Below are 16,234 nucleotides of genomic sequence, written 5' to 3' on the forward strand. Positions count from 1 at the left end.
CTAAGCCGATTCTTAAAGCCGTGGCTTTGAGACTGCTGCAAAATGCATCGCCTCTTTGGCACCGGCCACCTGCCGAAAGGCAAACGGCTGGTCGCGGCGGCGATGGCGTAAGCGACCCATTGGTTCAGGAGAGTTCGATGACTGCCCCACGCCCAGCCGGAGTGCCGTGGCTGACACCGTATCTGACGGTCCGCGACGCGCGCACCGCGATCGCGTTCTTCGAGGCGGCGTTTGGTTTCCGCGTCCGCGACAGCGTGCACGACGAGGGCACCGTGATGCATGTCGAGATGACGTATCAGGACCAGTTGATTGTCATGTTCGCGCCGGAAGGCGCATTCGGCTCGACGGCCAAAACACCGAAAAGCTCGGGCGCAATGGCGCCCCAATCGTTTTATCTCTATGTCGACGATGTCGACGCGGTTTATGCGCGGGCCATCGCGGCCGGCGCCAGGTCGCTGAGCGAACCGCAAGATCAGTTCTGGGGCGATCGTTTTGCCCAGATCGAAGATCTCGACGGCTACCGCTGGGCGTTGGCCTGCCATCTGTCTTGAGTGAATGAGAACTTTCCTTATGCCTCGCTTTTTCGTCGGCACCCCGTTCAAGACCGACGACATCGTTTCCCTGCCGGATGAAGTCAACCGGCACGTCCGCGTCCTGCGTTTGCAGCCGGGTGACACTGTCAGCCTGTTTAACGGAAATGGCGGCGAGTACAGCGCCGAAATCGTCGATATGGATCGGCACGGGACCATTGCCCGGATCGGCGCACATCGCGACATCGAGGCAGAGCCGCCATATCAGCTCACTCTTGCGCAAGGCATCGCCGGCAGCGACAAGATGGACTGGCTGATCGAAAAGGCGACGGAACTGGGCGCGTCCGAATTCGTGCCGCTCACGACGACGCGCAGCGTCGTCCGTCTTGCTGGCGAGCGCGCGCAGCGCCGCCAGATTCACTGGCAGCGGATCGTCCAGGCGTCGTGCGAGCAGTGCGGGCGCAACCGCCTGCCGGAAGTGATGCCGACGCGCGAGCTCGCGACGTGGCTCGGCTCGATGCCGAAGGAGCCCGTCGAAGGCGAATTGCGGCTCTTGCTGTCGCCACGGGCAAGCGTGCCGTTCTCGGCGCTGCCGACCGAGCCGCCGAAAGTCCGCGCGCTGGTGCTGGTCGGCCCTGAGGGCGGCTTCTCAGCCGCCGAAGAGGCCGCCGCCGCAAGCCACGGATTTATGGCCGTTGGCCTCGGACCGCGCGTGCTGCGCACCGAAACAGCCGGGATCGCAGTGCTGTCGGCGCTCGCGGCGCGCTGGGGCGGCTGGTAGGCGCCTACAGCGAATGGCGTTTCAGGCAAGAGGAAATAGGAAACGCTCGTTGAAAACAAAAAGGCCCGCCGGAAGGCGGGCCTTTTTGTTGGTCCTGTCTTGAGAGCCGATCGATCTGCGTCGAACGATTCCTTGGCGACGCGCCCTGACCTCGGACATTTCAAGCAAACGAGTAGAACACACGGAACGCGACTTTGCGCTCGGCCCAGAATTCCGCTGCTTCGCGGAACACGTCGAGCAGCGTCTCACGCGCATCCTTGTCGAATTTGGTCGCGATCGGCAACGCCTCAAGCACGATGACGAAGCCCGGCTGGGCACCGGCCTTGTGGACGAGGTCGGTCAGCGAGTCGTACAGCGCGTCATAGTTCTTGCCGAAGTGCTTGGGAAACAGGAACGACGTGGCAATCGTCTCCATCACTTCCTGTTTGGACTGCGCATTGCCGGCAAAAGCGTAGAGAAAATGCTGACCGAGCCGATTCGCTTCGTCAGCGAGATCCTGCACGCGGAATGCGCGGATCGACTGTACGATGTTCGGTCGTACGGTCTGGAAAAGACTCATGCGTCCCTCTTCCGATGAAGGTCCCGTGCTCGCTTCGTTCTGGACGTCACGGGCCTGGCCGGCATCGCGCATCTGCATGACGCGCTGGAACATATTGCCTTCGCCGGCCGCGAAAAAATCCGTCGCGACTTTCGAGTCGTGCGCGTAGACGCTGTCGCTCATGCCGATTATCCCGATGTCAATCAATAATGCGATTAAAACTGGCGTAGTGGTCGTCTGAGTAATAACAATTGTCGGTCCGCCTGAGCGGCCCTCCACAGACGATGCGGCGTGCGCCGCGATCGCGGGCGTGTGGCGTGGGGACGGTGTATTCGTGGTAATACCCGCGCCGGTGCGGCGGCAACAACCGCTCACGATTGCCGAATACGACGCCGTCCTTTTCATACGGGTAAGGCCCGCCAGCTGCAATCGAGTTCAATGTCCTGACAGCTTCCGGCGGCAGTTGCGCCAACGCGATGGTGCCGCCTGCCTGCGCCTGTTGCGCTTCGCGGGCGAAGGCGCCCGTCTGGTAGCTGCTGCCGACAAGACCGCCGACCGTCAAAGCGGCGATCAGCACGCCGTCGCGGAGCCACTTGCGTGCCATGAATCAGGATTCCCGCCGTTGAATAACGAGTTTGACGACCATGAAAGTCGTAAGGGTATCGCTAATGTCTTTTGGAATCAATGCTCATTGGTCGGACGAAAGGCCGTCCGGGCGGATCGGGCCGACCGCCGACGCCAGATTTTACAAATCTTGACGCACACTTTATCTCGGACGAGATAAGCTTATCTTTGAGGTTCGATGTTGGACGACTCTCATGCCTCGTCGTCCCGACAGTCTGCACAACGGATTCATGTCATGCGTCGACCTTTTGCGGGATGGCTAATCCCCAGCCACTGCTCGAAGGCGTGCCCATTGCGGGCACGCCTCTTTTTTTGCCTGCGCAGGCTAATAAACGCCAGCCCGCGCGAGACAAACGGCAGATTTAACGCGACGCGTTCACGTCGGCGACCAGCAGCGCCGTCATGTTGACGATCCGGCGCACCGTCGCCGAAGGCGTCAGCACGTGCACCGGCTGCGCCGCGCCCAGCAGCATCGGCCCGATTGCGATGTTATTGCCGGCCGCCGTCTTCAGCAGGTTGTACGAGATGTTCGCGGCGTCGATGTTCGGCATCACGAGCAGGTTCGCGTCGCCTTCCAGCGTCGACTCCGCCAGCACTTCGCGGCGCAGGTTCGCGTCGAGCGCAAGGTCGCCGTGCATTTCGCCGTCCACCTGCAGATGCGGCGCGCGTTCCTGCAAGATAGCCAGCAAATCGCGCATTTTCTGCGCAGAAGGCGCATTGCTCGAACCGAAATTGGAATGCGAGACCAGCGCGATCTTCGGCTCGATGCCGAAGCGGCGCACCTCTTCCGCCGCCATGATCGTGATTTCGGCCAGCTCTTGCGCCGTCGGATCGACGTTCACGTGCGTATCCACGAGGAAAATCTGCCGGCCCGGCAGCACCAGCGCGTTCATCGCCGCGTAGACCTTCGCGCCATCCTTCTTGCCGATCACCTGGTCGATGAAGTGCAGATGGCGGTGCGTCGTGCTGACCGTGCCGCAGATCATGCCGTCGGCGTGGCCCTTCTTCACCAGCATCGAGCCGATCAGCGTCGTGCGGCGGCGCATTTCGAGCTTCGCCATCTGCTGGGTAAAGCCCTTGCGGCACATCATCTTGTGATACGTCTGCCAGAAGTCGCGATAGCGCTCGTCGTGATCGGTGTTGACCACGGTGTAGTCCTGGCCGTTGACGAGGCGCAGGCCGTACTTCGCGATACGCTGCTCGATGACGGCGGGACGGCCGATCAGGATCGGCTTCGCGAGCTTCTCGTCGACGACGATCTGCACTGCGCGCAGCACGCGCTCTTCTTCGCCCTCCGCGAACACGATGCGCTTCTTCTCCGGCTCGACGCCGCGCGCGAGCTGAAAGATCGGCTTCATCGTCGTGCCGCTGTGGTAGACGAACTGCTGCAGATGCTGCGTGTACGCCTCCATGTCCTCGATCGGACGGGTGGCGACGCCCGAATCCATCGCGGCCTGCGCGACGGCGGGCGCGATCTTGACGATCAGGCGCGGATCGAAAGGCTTCGGAATCAGATATTCCGGACCGAACGACAGGTCCTGAATGCCGTACGCCGTCGCGACGATGTCAGACTGCTCCTGGCGCGCCAGTTCCGCGATCGCGTTGACCGCGGCGATTTCCATTTCCTTCGTAATGACCGTCGCGCCCACGTCGAGCGCACCGCGGAAAATGAACGGGAAGCACAGGACGTTGTTGACCTGGTTCGGATAGTCGGTGCGACCCGTCGCGATCACGGCATCGGGGCGCACTTCCAGCGCGAGTTCCGGCAGGATTTCCGGCGTCGGATTGGCGAGCGCGAGGATGAGCGGCTTGTCCGCCATCTGCTTGACCATTTCCTGCTTCAGCACGCCGCCCGCCGACAGGCCGAGGAACACGTCCGCGCCGGCGATCACCTCGGACAGCGTGCGCGCGTCGGTTTCACGCGCAAAGCGCTCCTTGTCCGGGTCCATCAGTTCCACGCGGCCCTTGTAGACGACGCCGGCCAGGTCGGTCACGAAGATGTTTTCGAGCGGGAGGCCGAGATCGACGAGCAGGTTCAGACACGCGAGCGCCGCCGCGCCCGCGCCGGACGCGACCAGCTTCACTTCACGGATATCCTTGCCGATCACCTTCAGGCCGTTCGTGAACGCCGCCGCGACGACGATCGCCGTGCCGTGCTGGTCGTCGTGGAAAACGGGAATCTTCATGCGCTTGCGGCACTCGCGCTCGACGATGAAGCAGTCGGGCGCCTTGATGTCTTCCAGGTTGATGCCGCCGAAAGTCGGCTCCAGGGCGGCGATCACCTCGACCAGCTTGTGCGGGTCCGACTCGTTCAATTCGATGTCGAACACGTCGATCCCGGCGAACTTCTTGAAGAGGACCGCCTTGCCTTCCATCACGGGCTTCGACGCGAGCGGCCCGATATTGCCGAGGCCGAGCACTGCGGAGCCGTTCGACACGACCCCGACCAGATTGCTGCGTGCCGTGAAGCGCGCGGCATTGAGCGGATTCTCGACGATCGCTTCGCACGCGAACGCAACGCCCGGCGAGTACGCCAGCGCCAGATCGCGCTGGTTGATCATCTGCTTCGTCGGGGCGATCGCGATCTTCCCGGGGGTCGGGAATTCGTGATAATCGAGAGCGGCTTCACGGAGTTTGGTATTGACGGGAGTCGACATAAGCGGACGTGAAAGTGCGGATTAGAATAGATGTTCGACGGCATTGTAGCGCCAATCCCACAAACCGAAGCCTGCAATCCGGGTGCAAGTGCCGCGACCGAAACAGCGTGAAAGGAAAGCGCGCGGTTTCGTCCCGGCTCTCGCGGCGACTACAATGCGCGCGTTTAGCGTCGTGTTCGCTTCCTGTTCGCGTTTCTTGAGCCTGTCGACTCACTCGCTTCGGCCGCCCTTTCGCACTGCCACGCCCATTTATGCTTTCAGAGTTTTCGCTCATCGACCGCTTCTTTGCGCGCCGCGTGTCAGATTCGACTTACCCGCAACGCGCAGCGCTTGGAATCGGCGACGATTGCGCGCTGCTGGCGCCGCCTGCGGGCGAGATGCTGGCCATTTCGACGGATATGCTGGTCGAAGGTCGCCATTTCTTTCCCGATGTCGATCCGAGGGCGCTCGGTCACAAGGCGCTCGCGGTAAATCTGTCGGACCTCGCCGCGATGGGCGCGAAACCTCAGGCGTTCACGCTGGCGTTCTCGTTGCCGATAGCCGACGCCGACTGGCTGTCCGCATTCAGCGACGGGCTCTTCGATCTGGCCGAACGTTACGGTTGCGAACTGATCGGCGGCGATACGACGGGCGGGCCGCTGAATCTGTGTATCACCGTGTTCGGCTCGGCGCCGCCGCAGAGCGTGCTGCGTCGCGATGCCGCGCAGCCCGGCGACGATATCTGGGTGTCGGGCACATTGGGCGACGCGCGCGCGAGTCTTGGCGTGCAGCGCGGCGAGTGGTCCGCCGATGCGAGCGACGCGGCAACATTCCGCCGAGCGATGGAGCTGCCCGAGCCGCGCATCGCGCTCGGTCTCGCGCTTCGCGGCGTAGCGCGCGCGGCGCTCGACATTTCGGACGGTCTTGCGGGCGACCTGATGCACATTCTGGAGCGCTCGCGCGTAAACGCGACCGTCAACGCCGACGCGCTGCCGCGCTCGGATGCGCTGCGCCGGCTTTCCGCCGACATCCAGCGCCGCTGCACGATCGCGGGCGGCGACGACTACGAACTGTGCTTCACTGCGCCGGTGTCCGCGCGTGACGAAGTCGTTGCGGCAGGTCAACAGGCGGGCGTGGCCGTGACGCGCGTCGGTACAATAACTCCACTCGACTCAGCCGGCGCGGTGCCCGCGATCTCCTGGCTCGACGCGTCGGGCGCCCCCCTCACTTTGACGTTGCAAGGCTTCGACCATTTCCATGCAGAATGAAACCTCGCTTGGCTCCGCGGGCCATTTTTCCGACGCGCCAACGAACGGACGACCCGGCGGATCACCGAATGGCTCCGGTCAGGGCGAGCCGCGCGCGCCCAGGCCGCGGCGTGCGAATGCGCGCTTCATGCTGTCACATCCGCTGCATATCTTGTCACTGGGTTTCGGCAGTGGCCTGTCGCCGATCGCGCCGGGCACTTTCGGGACGCTGTTCGCATGGGCGTCGTTCGCGGCGTTCAGCGCGCAGTTCACGGTCATCGAATGGGCCATTCTGATCGTTGGCGGCTTCGTCGCCGGCATCGGGATCTGTGGCTTCACGGCCAACAGGCTCGGCATCGACGATCCGTCACCCGTTGTGTGGGATGAGATCGTCGCGTTCTGGCTCGTGCTGCTGATGGTCACGCCCGCCACTTTCACCGGCCAGCTGTGGGCGTTCATCATCTTCCGCTTCTTCGACATGGTGAAGCCGCCGCCTATCCGGTATTTCGATCGCAGGCTGAAAGGCGGCTTTGGCATCATGTTCGACGACCTCGTCGCGGCGTTTTTCACGTTGCTGGTGATTGCGCTCTGGCGGATGTCGGTCTGATTTTCCCCTTGTGCTCCTGACGCCTCCAGGCGTCCTTGGTATCCCTCTTACCCGGAGTCCAGCATGGCTACCGATTCCGTCGTTCATCAACTCGCGATTCGCGTCGGCAATCGTCTGCGGGACGAGCGGCTGATGCTTGCCACGGCTGAATCCTGCACGGGCGGGATGGTCGCGACGGCCATCACCGACATTTCGGGCAGCAGCGGATGGTTCGAGCGCGGCTTCGTGACGTACTCCAACCAGGCGAAGATCGAGATGATCGGCGTGCCGTCCGATCTGATCGACAAGCATGGCGCGGTGTCCGAGCCCGTTGCGCGCGCGATGGTCGAAGGCGCGTTGAGGAATTCCCGCGCACAGGTCGCGCTGTCGATTACGGGCGTGGCCGGGCCCGGCGGCGGAACCGAGTCCAAGCCTGTCGGCATGGTCTGTTTCGGCTGGAGCAACCGGCTGCATACCGTCGTCGAGACGCTGGTTTTCAAAGGGGATCGGGAGCGGGTCAGAGTACAGGCCGCGACACATGCGCTGCGCGGGCTTTTGATTTTGCTCGACGAGCGGGAGCGGTGATTCTTTGTTTCTTGCAGAGATGTCACTCGAACCGCTAGCAACTTGCTGCCAACTTTTTAGTTATCGCGCTGTTTCCCCGCCGCACTATGCGCACGCAGCCCACGCCGCCTTTGCGCTCATCGGAAGAATCATGGCCTCGAATATTGACCGCGATGAACTGATCCGCCGCTTCGAACTTCAGCCGCATCCCGAAGGCGGCTTCTTCCGCGAGACCTACCGCGCCGTCGATTCCGTTCGTCGCGAGCATTCGGCGGAGCGCCGCTCGGCATCCACCGCGATCTACTACCTTCTCTGCGACGGCGCGCACTCAGCGTGGCACCGGATCAAGTCCGACGAACTCTGGCACTTCTACGCCGGCGATCCACTCAATGTGTACGTGCTCGACGACGATGGCACGCTCACCGTTCATCGGCTCGGCAATGCGCTCGCCAACGCCGATTGCGCGTTTCAAGCCATCGTTCGAGCCGGCCGCTGGTTCGCCGCCCAGTGCGACGATGCGACGAGCGTTGCGCTCGTCGGTTGTACGGTCGCGCCGGGATTCGAGTTCAGCGAGTTCGAAATCGCCAGCGTCGATGCGTTGCTACGCGAGTTTCCGCAGCATCGTGATTTGATCTCGAAGCTGGGTCCGACGACCGGCCAGGGTTGACCGGCCGCTCCATCAAAAGCACAGTTTTCGGTTATGCGTGCCGGAACGCGTTGATACGGTCGCGCGTGTCCTTCGCCGCCTGCGCGGCCGCTTCCGCCCAGTCATCGCCCTTGCCCGCGTAAAGGATCGCGCGCGACGAGTTGATCAGCATCCCCCTGCCCGCTGCGGTGCGGCCGGCCTTCACCGTTGCTTCGACGTCGCCGCCCTGCGCGCCGATGCCCGGAATCAGCAGCGGCATGTCGCCGACGATCCCGCGCACCACTTCGATTTCCTTCGGGAACGTCGCGCCCACGACGAGGCCCAGCTGCCCGTTCGCGTTCCACTTTTCCGCCGCAAGACGCGCGACGGTCTGATACAGCGGACGCCCGCCCGTCTCCAGGAACTGCAGGTCCGAGCCGCCCGGATTCGACGTCCGGCATAGCACGATCACACCCTTGCCCTCGTGCTCCAGGTAAGGCTCGATCGAATCGAAACCCATGTACGGATTCACCGTCACGGCATCGGCGCGATAGCGGTCGAACGCTTCGCGCGCATATTGCTCCGCCGTGCTGCCGATGTCGCCGCGCTTCGCGTCGAGAATCACAGGCAGGCCCGGATGCTTCAAATGAATGTGCGCGATCAGCTGCTCCAGCTGCTCTTCGGCGCGATGCGCGGCGAAGTACGCGATCTGCGGCTTGAACGACGATGCATAGGGTGCCGTCGCGTCGACGATCTTCTTGCAGAAATCGAAGATCGCGTCCGAGCGGTTGGCGTATGCGGCGGGAAATTTCGACGGCTCAGGGTCGAGCCCGACGCACAGCAGCGAGTTCGTGGTCTGCCATGCGTGGTCGAGCGTCTGGATGAATGTGGACATAGAAAATCTCGCGGCGCGTCAATGACTGATGAGCCGCGTATTTTACCCGTGCCGCCGGATGCAGACGCGGCCTCGCTGCGCGCAGCCATTGCATAACGACCATGCAGCGATCCTGCAGCGACCACGCAGCGATCACATGGCAATCACGAGAGCGCCACGCTCATTGCCCGCGCTTCGCGCCGCGTCCGCCTGCCATCGCGCGCAGGCCCGTGCGCTCGACGGTAAAGCTGAACGAGCGCGCGAGCCGTTCGCCGCGCGCGAGCATCGTCATGCCGTTGGCGGCCGCGCCGCCCGGCAGGTTCATCGCATTGATCGGGTGATCGACGGGTTCGAAGCAGAAGAAGTCCTTCGACGTCGGCGTGTAGAGGATGTAGTACTCGGTGCTCGTCGACATTGTCAGCGACAAGCGGCGCTTCGGCCACACGACCGTCGCGTGTCCGCTCCAGCCGGTGAACGCATGATTGACGATCGAGCGCGGCAGCGGATACGCGACGCCGAACTGCCACGCGGGCGGTACGGGCACGTGGCGCACGGGAAGCCAGTCGTCGCCGGAAAGCCACAGGCCCGCCGCTGCCGCAGACAGTTGCGTGTCGCCATCGCGCACGAGAAACGGATGCACGCCGAGTCCAAACGGCATCGCTTCGCGCCCCGTGTTTTCGACTTCGAGCGTAATGACGAGCGTCGCGGCTTCGAGCGCGTAAGTCTGCTTCGCGCGATACGCGTAGGGCTTGCCGTCGCGCCGGTCGAGCGTCAGCGTGACGCTGTCGTGATCGGCGGCTGCGACGTCCCACCTCGCGAGCCAGCCGTCGCCGTGGATGGGGAGCGGTTCTCCGGCGCGGTTGCACGGCACGTCGATGACGCGCTCGCCCAGCGTGAACCGTCCGCCGCCGATCCGGTTCGAATACGGCAGCAGCGAATAACACGCGAGATCGTTCGCGTCGGTGTCCGCATCGACATGGCGGCAGCGCCTGAACACGGGCACGAGCGTACCTTCGTTGCGGAAGTCGAAGCGCGTGATGCCGCCGCCGAGCGTCGGCGCCACGTCGAGCCGCAACAGGGAATTGGCGAGCGTCACGCACGCGACGTCGCCGGCGCTCGCCGCCCCGACCGCCACCGCGGACGTGCTCGGCCCGGCCAGCACCGGCTGCTGCACGGCGGCCGCAAGCCGCGCTCGCCGCGCGCGAGACTGGGGAGAAGACGGAACAGCGGAATTCGCGACAGTCATATCAGGCTCCCATGAGAGGCATCGAATATCGCCATCGGCGCTTCGGACGGCTGATGGCGGCTTATGCGGGCGGCGCGGCGTAGCGGCCGCCTCTTGGGTCTTTGCTGCATGCTGCCCCTCGCGTGGACTTCTTTCGGGGCGCGGACTGCCCTGCTCCAGAATGCTTCTTTCGATCACGTGCTTCGCGTGCCTGCTTCGCGTATTTCCTTCGACTACCGGCTACCTCCGATACGCAGAGCGCGCATCGCACTTCAACCGGCTACGCGCCCCGTCTTCCCGCGAGCGCCGCAGGCGAGCCGTTGAACGCCGGCTCCGGCAAGCCACGCCGGCCCTGCGTCGCGACATACACGCCACCGGCAAGCGTATCGGCAGCGAGCGCCTGTGCGTCGAGCCCGACACGCGCGCTCGTCACATACAGCGTGCCGAGCTGCGCGCCGCCCAACGCGACGCAACTGGGCTGCGCGGTCGGCACGTCGATGCGTTCCGTCTCGACGCCGCTCGCGTCATAGCGCACGACGCGTCGTCCGCCCCACTGCGCGTTCCACAGGCCGCCTTCGCTATCGACCGTCGAGCCATCCGGCTCGCCCGTCTCGTCGGTCAGCTTCGCGAACAGGCGCTCGTTCGAAACGCGGCCGTCCGCGTGGTAATCGCACGCGCGAATTTCGCGCGTCGGCGAATCGCAGAAATACATCGTCGCGCCGTCGGGGCTGAACGCGATACTGTTCGAAATCGCCGGCGATGGCAACGGCAAACGCTCCAGCGACAGATCGTGATTCAGCCGGTAAAACCCGCCGATCGGCTGCACAGGCGACGCTTCGTCCTTCGTGCCGAACACGAAGCGTCCGTGGCGATCGCAGCGTCCATCGTTGACGCGCGTGTTCATGCCCGCTTCGACATCGACGATGTGCTCGATCTGTCCCGTTGCAAGGTCGAAGAAAGCAAGCCGCGACGCGAGGCCCAACAGCATGTAATGCGGATCGGCGCACAGCGCGAATGTCGAGAGCCGCTCGGGCATGCTCCAGAACGTGCTGCGTCCATCGCGCGGATCGTACCGCCATAGACGCGCGCCTTCAATATCGGTCCAGTAGAAGAAGTCACCCCGCGCGTCCCACGTCGCGCCCTCGCCGAGCGCGCATTTCGAATCGACGAGCAGCGCCGCCTGCACGTTCGCCGCCGCGTCATTGACTGCGCCTTTCGTCGCGCTTCGCGTCGTGTCGCTCATGCCCAGCCTCCATCGACGATCACATCCTGCGCGGTGATCATGCGGCTGTCGTCGGCGGCGAGGAAAAGCGCCATCCGCGCGAGGTCTTCGGGCAGCAGCTCGGCGTCGATACACTGGCCCTGCTTGATCGCGAGCCGCCCTGCATCGTCGAGCCACAAGCGCTTCTGCTTTTCCGTCATCACCCAGCCCGGCACCAGCGAATTGACGCGGACGTTGTACGGACCGAGATCGCGCGCGAGCCCGCGCGTGAGCCCCTGCACGGCCGACTTCGCCATCGTGTACACGGGATAACCGCCGTTCTTCAGCATCCAGCTGATCGAGCCGAGGTTGATGATCGAGCCGCTTTTCGCCGCCTTCATGTCGCCGGCGACGGCCTGCGCCGCGAAGAACTGATGACGGATGTTGACGGCGATGCCCGCGTCGAACGACTCGGGCGTGACGTCCTCGATCTTGTGGCGTTGATCGTTCGCCGCGTTGTTGACGAGCACCGAGATGAGACCGATCGCGGCGCGCACGTCGGCGATCGCTTTCTTCAGCGCGTCGATATCCGTCAGATCGACGTACAGAAAGAGCGGCTTGTGGCGCGAATCGCCGAGCCGGTCGGCGAGCGCATCGCCCGCCGTTTCGTCGATATCGAAGAACGCGACGCGCGCGCCCTGCGCGACGAAGTGCTCGACGAACGACGCGCCGATGCCCGTCGCGCCGCCCGTGATCAGCACCGTGCGGTCCACGAGGCTTGAATAGCGCGCATAGACGCTGTGTTCGTCGCGCGCGTTCGCGTTGGCCGGAGACGACATCGTTTGGTTTCCTTCTGACGTTGGTTGTTGCACGCGATCAGTCGCGCGAGCCACGGTTCTTCAACTGGTCCAGCAGCACTGCCGCGAGCAGGATCGCGCCGCGCACGAGGTACTGATAGAACGCGTCGATGTTCAGCAGGTTCATCACGTTTTCAACGGTGCCCATGATCAGCACGCCGATCACGACGCCCGAAATCGTCGCGCGGCCGCCGAGCAGCGACACGCCGCCGAGCACGCACGCCGAAATCACGTTCAGCTCGAAGCCTTCTGCCGCGTTCGGCTGACCCGACGTGATCCGCGACGCGAGAATCACGCCCGCCAGCGCCGTCACCGCGCCCTGAATCAGAAAGATGAAGACGCGCGTGCGTTCGACGTTGATCCCGGCGAGACGCGATGCCTCCGGATTGCCGCCGATGGCGAGCGTATTTCGGCCGTACACCGTCGAGTTGAGCATGACGCCGAACGCGATGAAGCAGACCAGCGTCACCCAGATCGGCAGCGACACGCCGAAGAACGACAGGCTGCCGAGCGCGATGAACGTATCCGATGACACGCCCACCGCCTGGCCATGCGACACGATGAAGCCGAGGCCGCGCACGATTTCCATCGTCGCGAGCGTCGTGATCAGCGCGTTGATGCGCAGGTACGCGATCACCGCGCCGTTCACGAAGCCGATGACCGCGCCGGCCACGACGGCCGCGATGATCGCGATGAACGTGTTGCCCGTCGCGTTCAGGACCATCGCGCACAGCACGCCGGCGAACGCGACCGTCGAGCCGACGGACAGGTCGAAGTCGCGCGACGCGAGACAGAACATCATCGTGCACGCGACCATGCCGATCTGCGAAATCGACAGCGCGAGGCCGAGCATGTTCTCGATCGAAAAGAAGTGATCGACGGTCAGCGACATCGTGATGAACATCACCACGAAGATCACGATCAGGCTGTACTCGGTGATCTGCTGCCACCACTTCTGCTTGTCGCTGGCTTGCGGAATCAGCGCTTCGGCGGCGCTCTTGGCGGCCTGTTGCGCGAGGTTTTCTCTGGCTTGCATTTGGTTCACTCCTCCCGTTCCCCACGGGCTATCGGTCTATCCGGGCTGTCGTCCCGGTCGGATTCAGATCTCGTTCAGTGCTCGTTCGCAGTATTCGTTCGCGACCTGCGCAAACGTCTCGCGCAAGCGTCCTACGCAAACTCATGCCGCTTGCGCCGTCGACGAACTCTTCGGCAGCGCGAGGTTCAGCACCGATTGCTCCGTCGCGGCGCTGCGCGGCAGCTCGCCGGAAATGCGCCCTTGCCGCATCACGACGATACGGTCGGACACGCCCAGCACTTCAGGCAGTTCCGACGAAATCATCACGATCGCGCAGCCGCGCTCCGCCAGCTGATAAATCACGTTGTAGATCTCGTGCTTCGCGCCGACGTCGATGCCGCGCGTCGGTTCGTCGAGAATCACCACCTTCAGATCGGGCTCGGCCAGCCAGCGCGACAGAATCGTTTTCTGCTGGTTGCCGCCCGACAGGAAGCGAATCTTCTGACGGCGGCTCGGCGTCTTGATCTTCAGGAGCTTGATGAAGCGTTCGGCTGTTTCGGCTTCCTTCTTGCGGTCGAGAAAGATCCCCGCCTTCAGATAGTGACGGCGGCAGCTGATGTTGATGTTCTCCGCGACCGACGCAATCGCCACAATGCCTTCTTCCTTGCGGTCTTCCGGGCACAGCACGATGCCCTGGCGGATCGCTTCGCCGGCGCTCTTCACCTTGATCGGTTTGCCGTCGAGCACGAGCTCGCCGCCCTTCTTCGGATCGTCGCCATAGACGAGGTGCATCAGCTCGCTGCGGCCCGCGCCGACAAGGCCGAAGAAGCCGACGATCTCGCCGCGCCGCACGTCGAAGCTCGCGGGCTCGGCGAGCGGACGGCCTTCGACGTTCTTCGCCGAGAAGCGCACTTCGCCCAGCTCGCGCGGCCGGTAGCCGTAAATGTCCGAGATTTCGCGGCCGACCATTTCGCTGACGATCGTGTCGCGGCTCACGCCTTCGAGCGTCGGATGCGACGCGACCTTGCGGCCGTCGCGGAAGATCGTGCACGCGTCGCACAGCTGATAGACCTCGTCCATCCGGTGTGAGATATAGATCAGCGCGCGGTTGTCGGCGCGCAGATCGCGCACCAGCTTGAACAGCACTTCCGTCTCGCGGTGCGACAGCGAACTCGTCGGTTCGTCGAGCGCGATCACGCGAGCGTTGCGCATCAGCGCCTTGCAGATTTCGACCATCTGCCGTTGCGCAATCGAGAGCTTGCGCAGCTTCGCGTTCGGATCGAGATCGACGCCCATCGCCTTGAGCTGCTCGCGCACATAGCGCTTCGCATCGGCCTTCTTCACAAAGCCGATCGTGTTGGGCAAGCGGCCCAACAGCAGGTTTTCCGATACCGTCAGGTCCGGCACGTACTGCAGTTCCTGGTGAATCACCGCGATCCCCGCGACAATCGACGCGCCGGCACTCGCGAAATGCACTTCGTTGCCGTCGATCAGCACGTGGCCGGAATCCGGCTGATATTCACCGCCGAGAATCTTCAGCAGGGTCGATTTCCCTGCGCCGTTTTCGCCCATCAGGCCATGCACCTGGCCGGCGTGCACGTCGAAAGAAATTCCGTCGAGCGCACGCACGCCTGGAAACACCTTGCCGATATTGTCAAAACGCAGCGTCGCTGACACTTTGCCTCCTGTTGCTTCGATTGATCCTTCGTGCTGGCCGTCGTCGTCTGCGCGGTCGTCCGCGTAGTCGTCTCTTGTTCGCCCGCACGACGGCTTGCCTTCGTCTGCTTCCGATCCGTTCCGTCCTGCGCGCGGCGCGTGAATGCCGCCCGGCGGCATTCACGCGTCTACGTCCCGCTGCCCGCTTACTTCGCTGCGAGGCCCATCTTTTCACGCACTTCGCCGACGTTGTCGCGCGTGGCGAGCATGCCCTGTGTCAGCGTGAGCTTCGGCGGCTCCTTGCCTTGCGTGATCCATGCGTACATCAGCTCCGACGTCTCTTCGCCGTGGCGCTTCGGGCTGATAATCACGGTGCCGAAGAAGCCCGTCGGGTTCGGCTTCTTGAACTCGTTCAATGCCGAGTCCGCCCCGCCGATGCCGACGCCGATCATGTTGTCGGCCTTGAAGCCGCGTCCTTCCGCCGCGCGCACCGCGCCGAGCACGGCTTCGTCGTTCAGGCCGTAGGCGACCCAGTGCTTGAACTGCGGGTTCTTCGTCAGCGCGATGTTCGCTGCGTTGAACGCGTTTTCCGTATCGGTCTTCGCTTGCGGCGCGGCGATCACGTTGGCCTTCGGGAAGCCCGCTGCGACGAGCGCATCGGTTGCGCCCGACGTGCGGTCGTGCGCCGTCGGCAGCTGCTCATAGGTCACGTCGATTGCGCCGACGTCCTTCATGTCCCAGCCGCGCTTCTTGATCTCGGCCGCGATGCCTTCGCCGACCTGCTTGCCGATGTTGTAAGCGGAGATGCCCATGTGCGGCACCGATTCGATCGGCTTGCCCGCGCCGTCGACGAGACGGTCGTCCACCGTCATCATCTTCAGGCCGTCAGCCTTCGCCTTCGCGACGATGCCCGGTCCGAGCTTCACGTCCGGCGTGCAGATCACGAAGCCCTGCGCCTTTTGCGCAGCGAGGTTGTCGATTGCGCTCATCACCTTCTCGCCCGACGGCGCGCCGATCTTCACCAGCGTGAAGCCCTTTGCCTTGGCGGCCATTTCGGCGAACTTCCACTCGTCCTGGAACCACGGTTCTTCCGGCTGCTTTACGAGGAAGCCGATCTTGACCTGGTCGGCGGCTTGCGCGACGGGTGCGTTGAAGAGCACCGCCGTCGCCGCCGCTGCCAGCGTGAGGAAAATTCTGCGTTTCATAATGCGTGTCTCCTGACTAGTGAGTAACGAGAAGGTATTGGCCGCGTCTTCTTGTACCGGCTTTGACACA

At 63.7% G+C, this 16,234-nt stretch carries 16 protein-coding genes; 6 read left to right on the forward strand and 10 right to left on the reverse strand.

Annotated features, from left to right (window positions below):
• The first annotated feature begins 137 nt into the window (after positions 1–137).
• Both GCT13_RS02990 and GCT13_RS02995 read left to right on the forward strand, forming a co-directional pair.
• A complete protein-coding gene (locus GCT13_RS02990) occupies positions 138–551 on the forward strand; it encodes a VOC family protein (RefSeq protein WP_152755368.1) in 414 nt (137 codons plus the stop codon).
• 19 nt (positions 552–570) lie between these two features.
• Positions 571–1,311: a 16S rRNA (uracil(1498)-N(3))-methyltransferase gene (locus tag GCT13_RS02995; RefSeq protein ID WP_152755281.1), complete on the forward strand. Its 741-nt coding sequence runs from the start codon at positions 571–573 to the stop codon at positions 1,309–1,311.
• 160 nt (positions 1,312–1,471) lie between these two features.
• Here GCT13_RS02995 and GCT13_RS03000 read toward each other — a convergent pair whose 3' ends face one another.
• The 3 genes from GCT13_RS03000 to GCT13_RS03010 all read right to left on the reverse strand — a co-directional run bounded on the left by GCT13_RS03000 (position 1,472) and on the right by GCT13_RS03010 (position 5,130).
• Positions 1,472–2,032 (reverse strand): barstar family protein, encoded by a 561-nt coding sequence (locus GCT13_RS03000; RefSeq protein WP_152755282.1) that lies wholly within the window; start codon positions 2,030–2,032, stop codon positions 1,472–1,474.
• A 16-nt stretch (positions 2,033–2,048) separates the two neighbouring features.
• Complete coding sequence (locus GCT13_RS03005) at positions 2,049–2,453, reverse strand: ribonuclease (protein WP_152755283.1); 405 nt, start codon at positions 2,451–2,453, stop codon at positions 2,049–2,051.
• Between the two features lie 382 nt (positions 2,454–2,835).
• Positions 2,836–5,130 (reverse strand): NADP-dependent malic enzyme, encoded by a 2,295-nt coding sequence (locus GCT13_RS03010; RefSeq protein WP_152755284.1) that lies wholly within the window; start codon positions 5,128–5,130, stop codon positions 2,836–2,838.
• 251 nt (positions 5,131–5,381) lie between these two features.
• Here GCT13_RS03010 and thiL point away from each other — a divergent pair, with 251 nt between their 5' ends.
• From thiL to GCT13_RS03030, 4 genes are all read left to right on the forward strand, one after another.
• Positions 5,382–6,377 carry a thiamine-phosphate kinase gene (thiL, locus tag GCT13_RS03015; RefSeq protein ID WP_152755285.1) on the forward strand — a complete coding sequence of 332 codons (996 nt, stop codon included), beginning with the start codon at positions 5,382–5,384 and terminating at the stop codon, positions 6,375–6,377.
• Entirely contained in the window at positions 6,367–6,963 is a 597-nt protein-coding gene (locus GCT13_RS03020; protein ID WP_193727567.1) for a phosphatidylglycerophosphatase A family protein, read from the forward strand. Before thiL ends, GCT13_RS03020 begins: the two co-directional genes overlap by 11 nt.
• A 63-nt stretch (positions 6,964–7,026) precedes the next feature.
• On the forward strand, positions 7,027–7,527 hold the full coding sequence (locus GCT13_RS03025) for a CinA family protein (protein ID WP_090868493.1): 501 nt from the start codon (positions 7,027–7,029) through the stop codon (positions 7,525–7,527).
• A gap of 130 nt (positions 7,528–7,657) precedes the next feature.
• Positions 7,658–8,173 carry a cupin domain-containing protein gene (locus GCT13_RS03030; RefSeq protein WP_152755287.1) on the forward strand — a complete coding sequence of 172 codons (516 nt, stop codon included), beginning with the start codon at positions 7,658–7,660 and terminating at the stop codon, positions 8,171–8,173.
• 31 nt (positions 8,174–8,204) lie between these two features.
• Here the strand turns inward: GCT13_RS03030 and pyrF are convergent, their stop codons facing one another.
• From pyrF to GCT13_RS03065, 7 genes are all read right to left on the reverse strand, one after another.
• Entirely contained in the window at positions 8,205–9,026 is an 822-nt protein-coding gene (pyrF, locus tag GCT13_RS03035; protein ID WP_152755288.1) for an orotidine-5'-phosphate decarboxylase, read from the reverse strand.
• Between the two features lie 160 nt (positions 9,027–9,186).
• Complete coding sequence (locus GCT13_RS03040; protein ID WP_152755289.1) at positions 9,187–10,251, reverse strand: aldose 1-epimerase; 1,065 nt, start codon at positions 10,249–10,251, stop codon at positions 9,187–9,189.
• A 259-nt stretch (positions 10,252–10,510) separates the two neighbouring features.
• On the reverse strand, positions 10,511–11,473 hold the full coding sequence (locus GCT13_RS03045; RefSeq protein ID WP_152755290.1) for an SMP-30/gluconolactonase/LRE family protein: 963 nt from the start codon (positions 11,471–11,473) through the stop codon (positions 10,511–10,513).
• The gene (locus tag GCT13_RS03050) at positions 11,470–12,270 is read right to left on the reverse strand and encodes an SDR family NAD(P)-dependent oxidoreductase (RefSeq protein ID WP_152755291.1); all 801 of its coding nucleotides are present in this window, start codon (positions 12,268–12,270) and stop codon (positions 11,470–11,472) included. The genes GCT13_RS03045 and GCT13_RS03050 overlap by 4 nt, the downstream gene beginning before the upstream one ends.
• 37 nt (positions 12,271–12,307) lie before the next feature.
• On the reverse strand, positions 12,308–13,324 hold the full coding sequence (araH, locus tag GCT13_RS03055; RefSeq protein ID WP_152755292.1) for an L-arabinose ABC transporter permease AraH: 1,017 nt from the start codon (positions 13,322–13,324) through the stop codon (positions 12,308–12,310).
• A gap of 141 nt (positions 13,325–13,465) precedes the next feature.
• Entirely contained in the window at positions 13,466–14,980 is a 1,515-nt protein-coding gene (araG, locus tag GCT13_RS03060; protein WP_321574157.1) for an L-arabinose ABC transporter ATP-binding protein AraG, read from the reverse strand.
• Positions 14,981–15,165: 185 nt separating this feature from the next.
• Positions 15,166–16,164, reverse strand: coding sequence for an arabinose ABC transporter substrate-binding protein (locus tag GCT13_RS03065; RefSeq protein WP_152755293.1), 999 nt, complete (start codon positions 16,162–16,164; stop codon positions 15,166–15,168).
• Between the last annotated feature and the right edge of the window lie 70 nt (positions 16,165–16,234).

The sequence above is a fragment of the Paraburkholderia franconis genome, from assembly GCF_009362735.1.
GTDB lineage: Bacteria > Pseudomonadota > Gammaproteobacteria > Burkholderiales > Burkholderiaceae > Paraburkholderia > Paraburkholderia franconis.

Coding starts and splice junctions, on each gene's coding strand:
- thiL (WP_152755285.1), top strand. CDS start 5,382: ATGCTTTCAGAGTTTTCGCTCATCGACCGCTTCTTTGCGCGCCGCGTG.
- GCT13_RS02990 (WP_152755368.1), top strand. CDS start 138: ATGACTGCCCCACGCCCAGCCGGAGTGCCGTGGCTGACACCGTATCTG.
- pyrF (WP_152755288.1), bottom strand. CDS start 9,026: ATGTCCACATTCATCCAGACGCTCGACCACGCATGGCAGACCACGAAC.
- araH (WP_152755292.1), bottom strand. CDS start 13,324: ATGCAAGCCAGAGAAAACCTCGCGCAACAGGCCGCCAAGAGCGCCGCC.
- GCT13_RS03005 (WP_152755283.1), bottom strand. CDS start 2,453: ATGGCACGCAAGTGGCTCCGCGACGGCGTGCTGATCGCCGCTTTGACG.
- GCT13_RS03050 (WP_152755291.1), bottom strand. CDS start 12,270: ATGTCGTCTCCGGCCAACGCGAACGCGCGCGACGAACACAGCGTCTAT.
- GCT13_RS03020 (WP_193727567.1), top strand. CDS start 6,367: ATGCAGAATGAAACCTCGCTTGGCTCCGCGGGCCATTTTTCCGACGCG.
- GCT13_RS03010 (WP_152755284.1), bottom strand. CDS start 5,130: ATGTCGACTCCCGTCAATACCAAACTCCGTGAAGCCGCTCTCGATTAT.
- GCT13_RS03045 (WP_152755290.1), bottom strand. CDS start 11,473: ATGAGCGACACGACGCGAAGCGCGACGAAAGGCGCAGTCAATGACGCG.
- GCT13_RS03065 (WP_152755293.1), bottom strand. CDS start 16,164: ATGAAACGCAGAATTTTCCTCACGCTGGCAGCGGCGGCGACGGCGGTG.
- GCT13_RS03000 (WP_152755282.1), bottom strand. CDS start 2,032: ATGAGCGACAGCGTCTACGCGCACGACTCGAAAGTCGCGACGGATTTT.
- GCT13_RS02995 (WP_152755281.1), top strand. CDS start 571: ATGCCTCGCTTTTTCGTCGGCACCCCGTTCAAGACCGACGACATCGTT.
- GCT13_RS03040 (WP_152755289.1), bottom strand. CDS start 10,251: ATGACTGTCGCGAATTCCGCTGTTCCGTCTTCTCCCCAGTCTCGCGCG.
- GCT13_RS03030 (WP_152755287.1), top strand. CDS start 7,658: ATGGCCTCGAATATTGACCGCGATGAACTGATCCGCCGCTTCGAACTT.
- GCT13_RS03025 (WP_090868493.1), top strand. CDS start 7,027: ATGGCTACCGATTCCGTCGTTCATCAACTCGCGATTCGCGTCGGCAAT.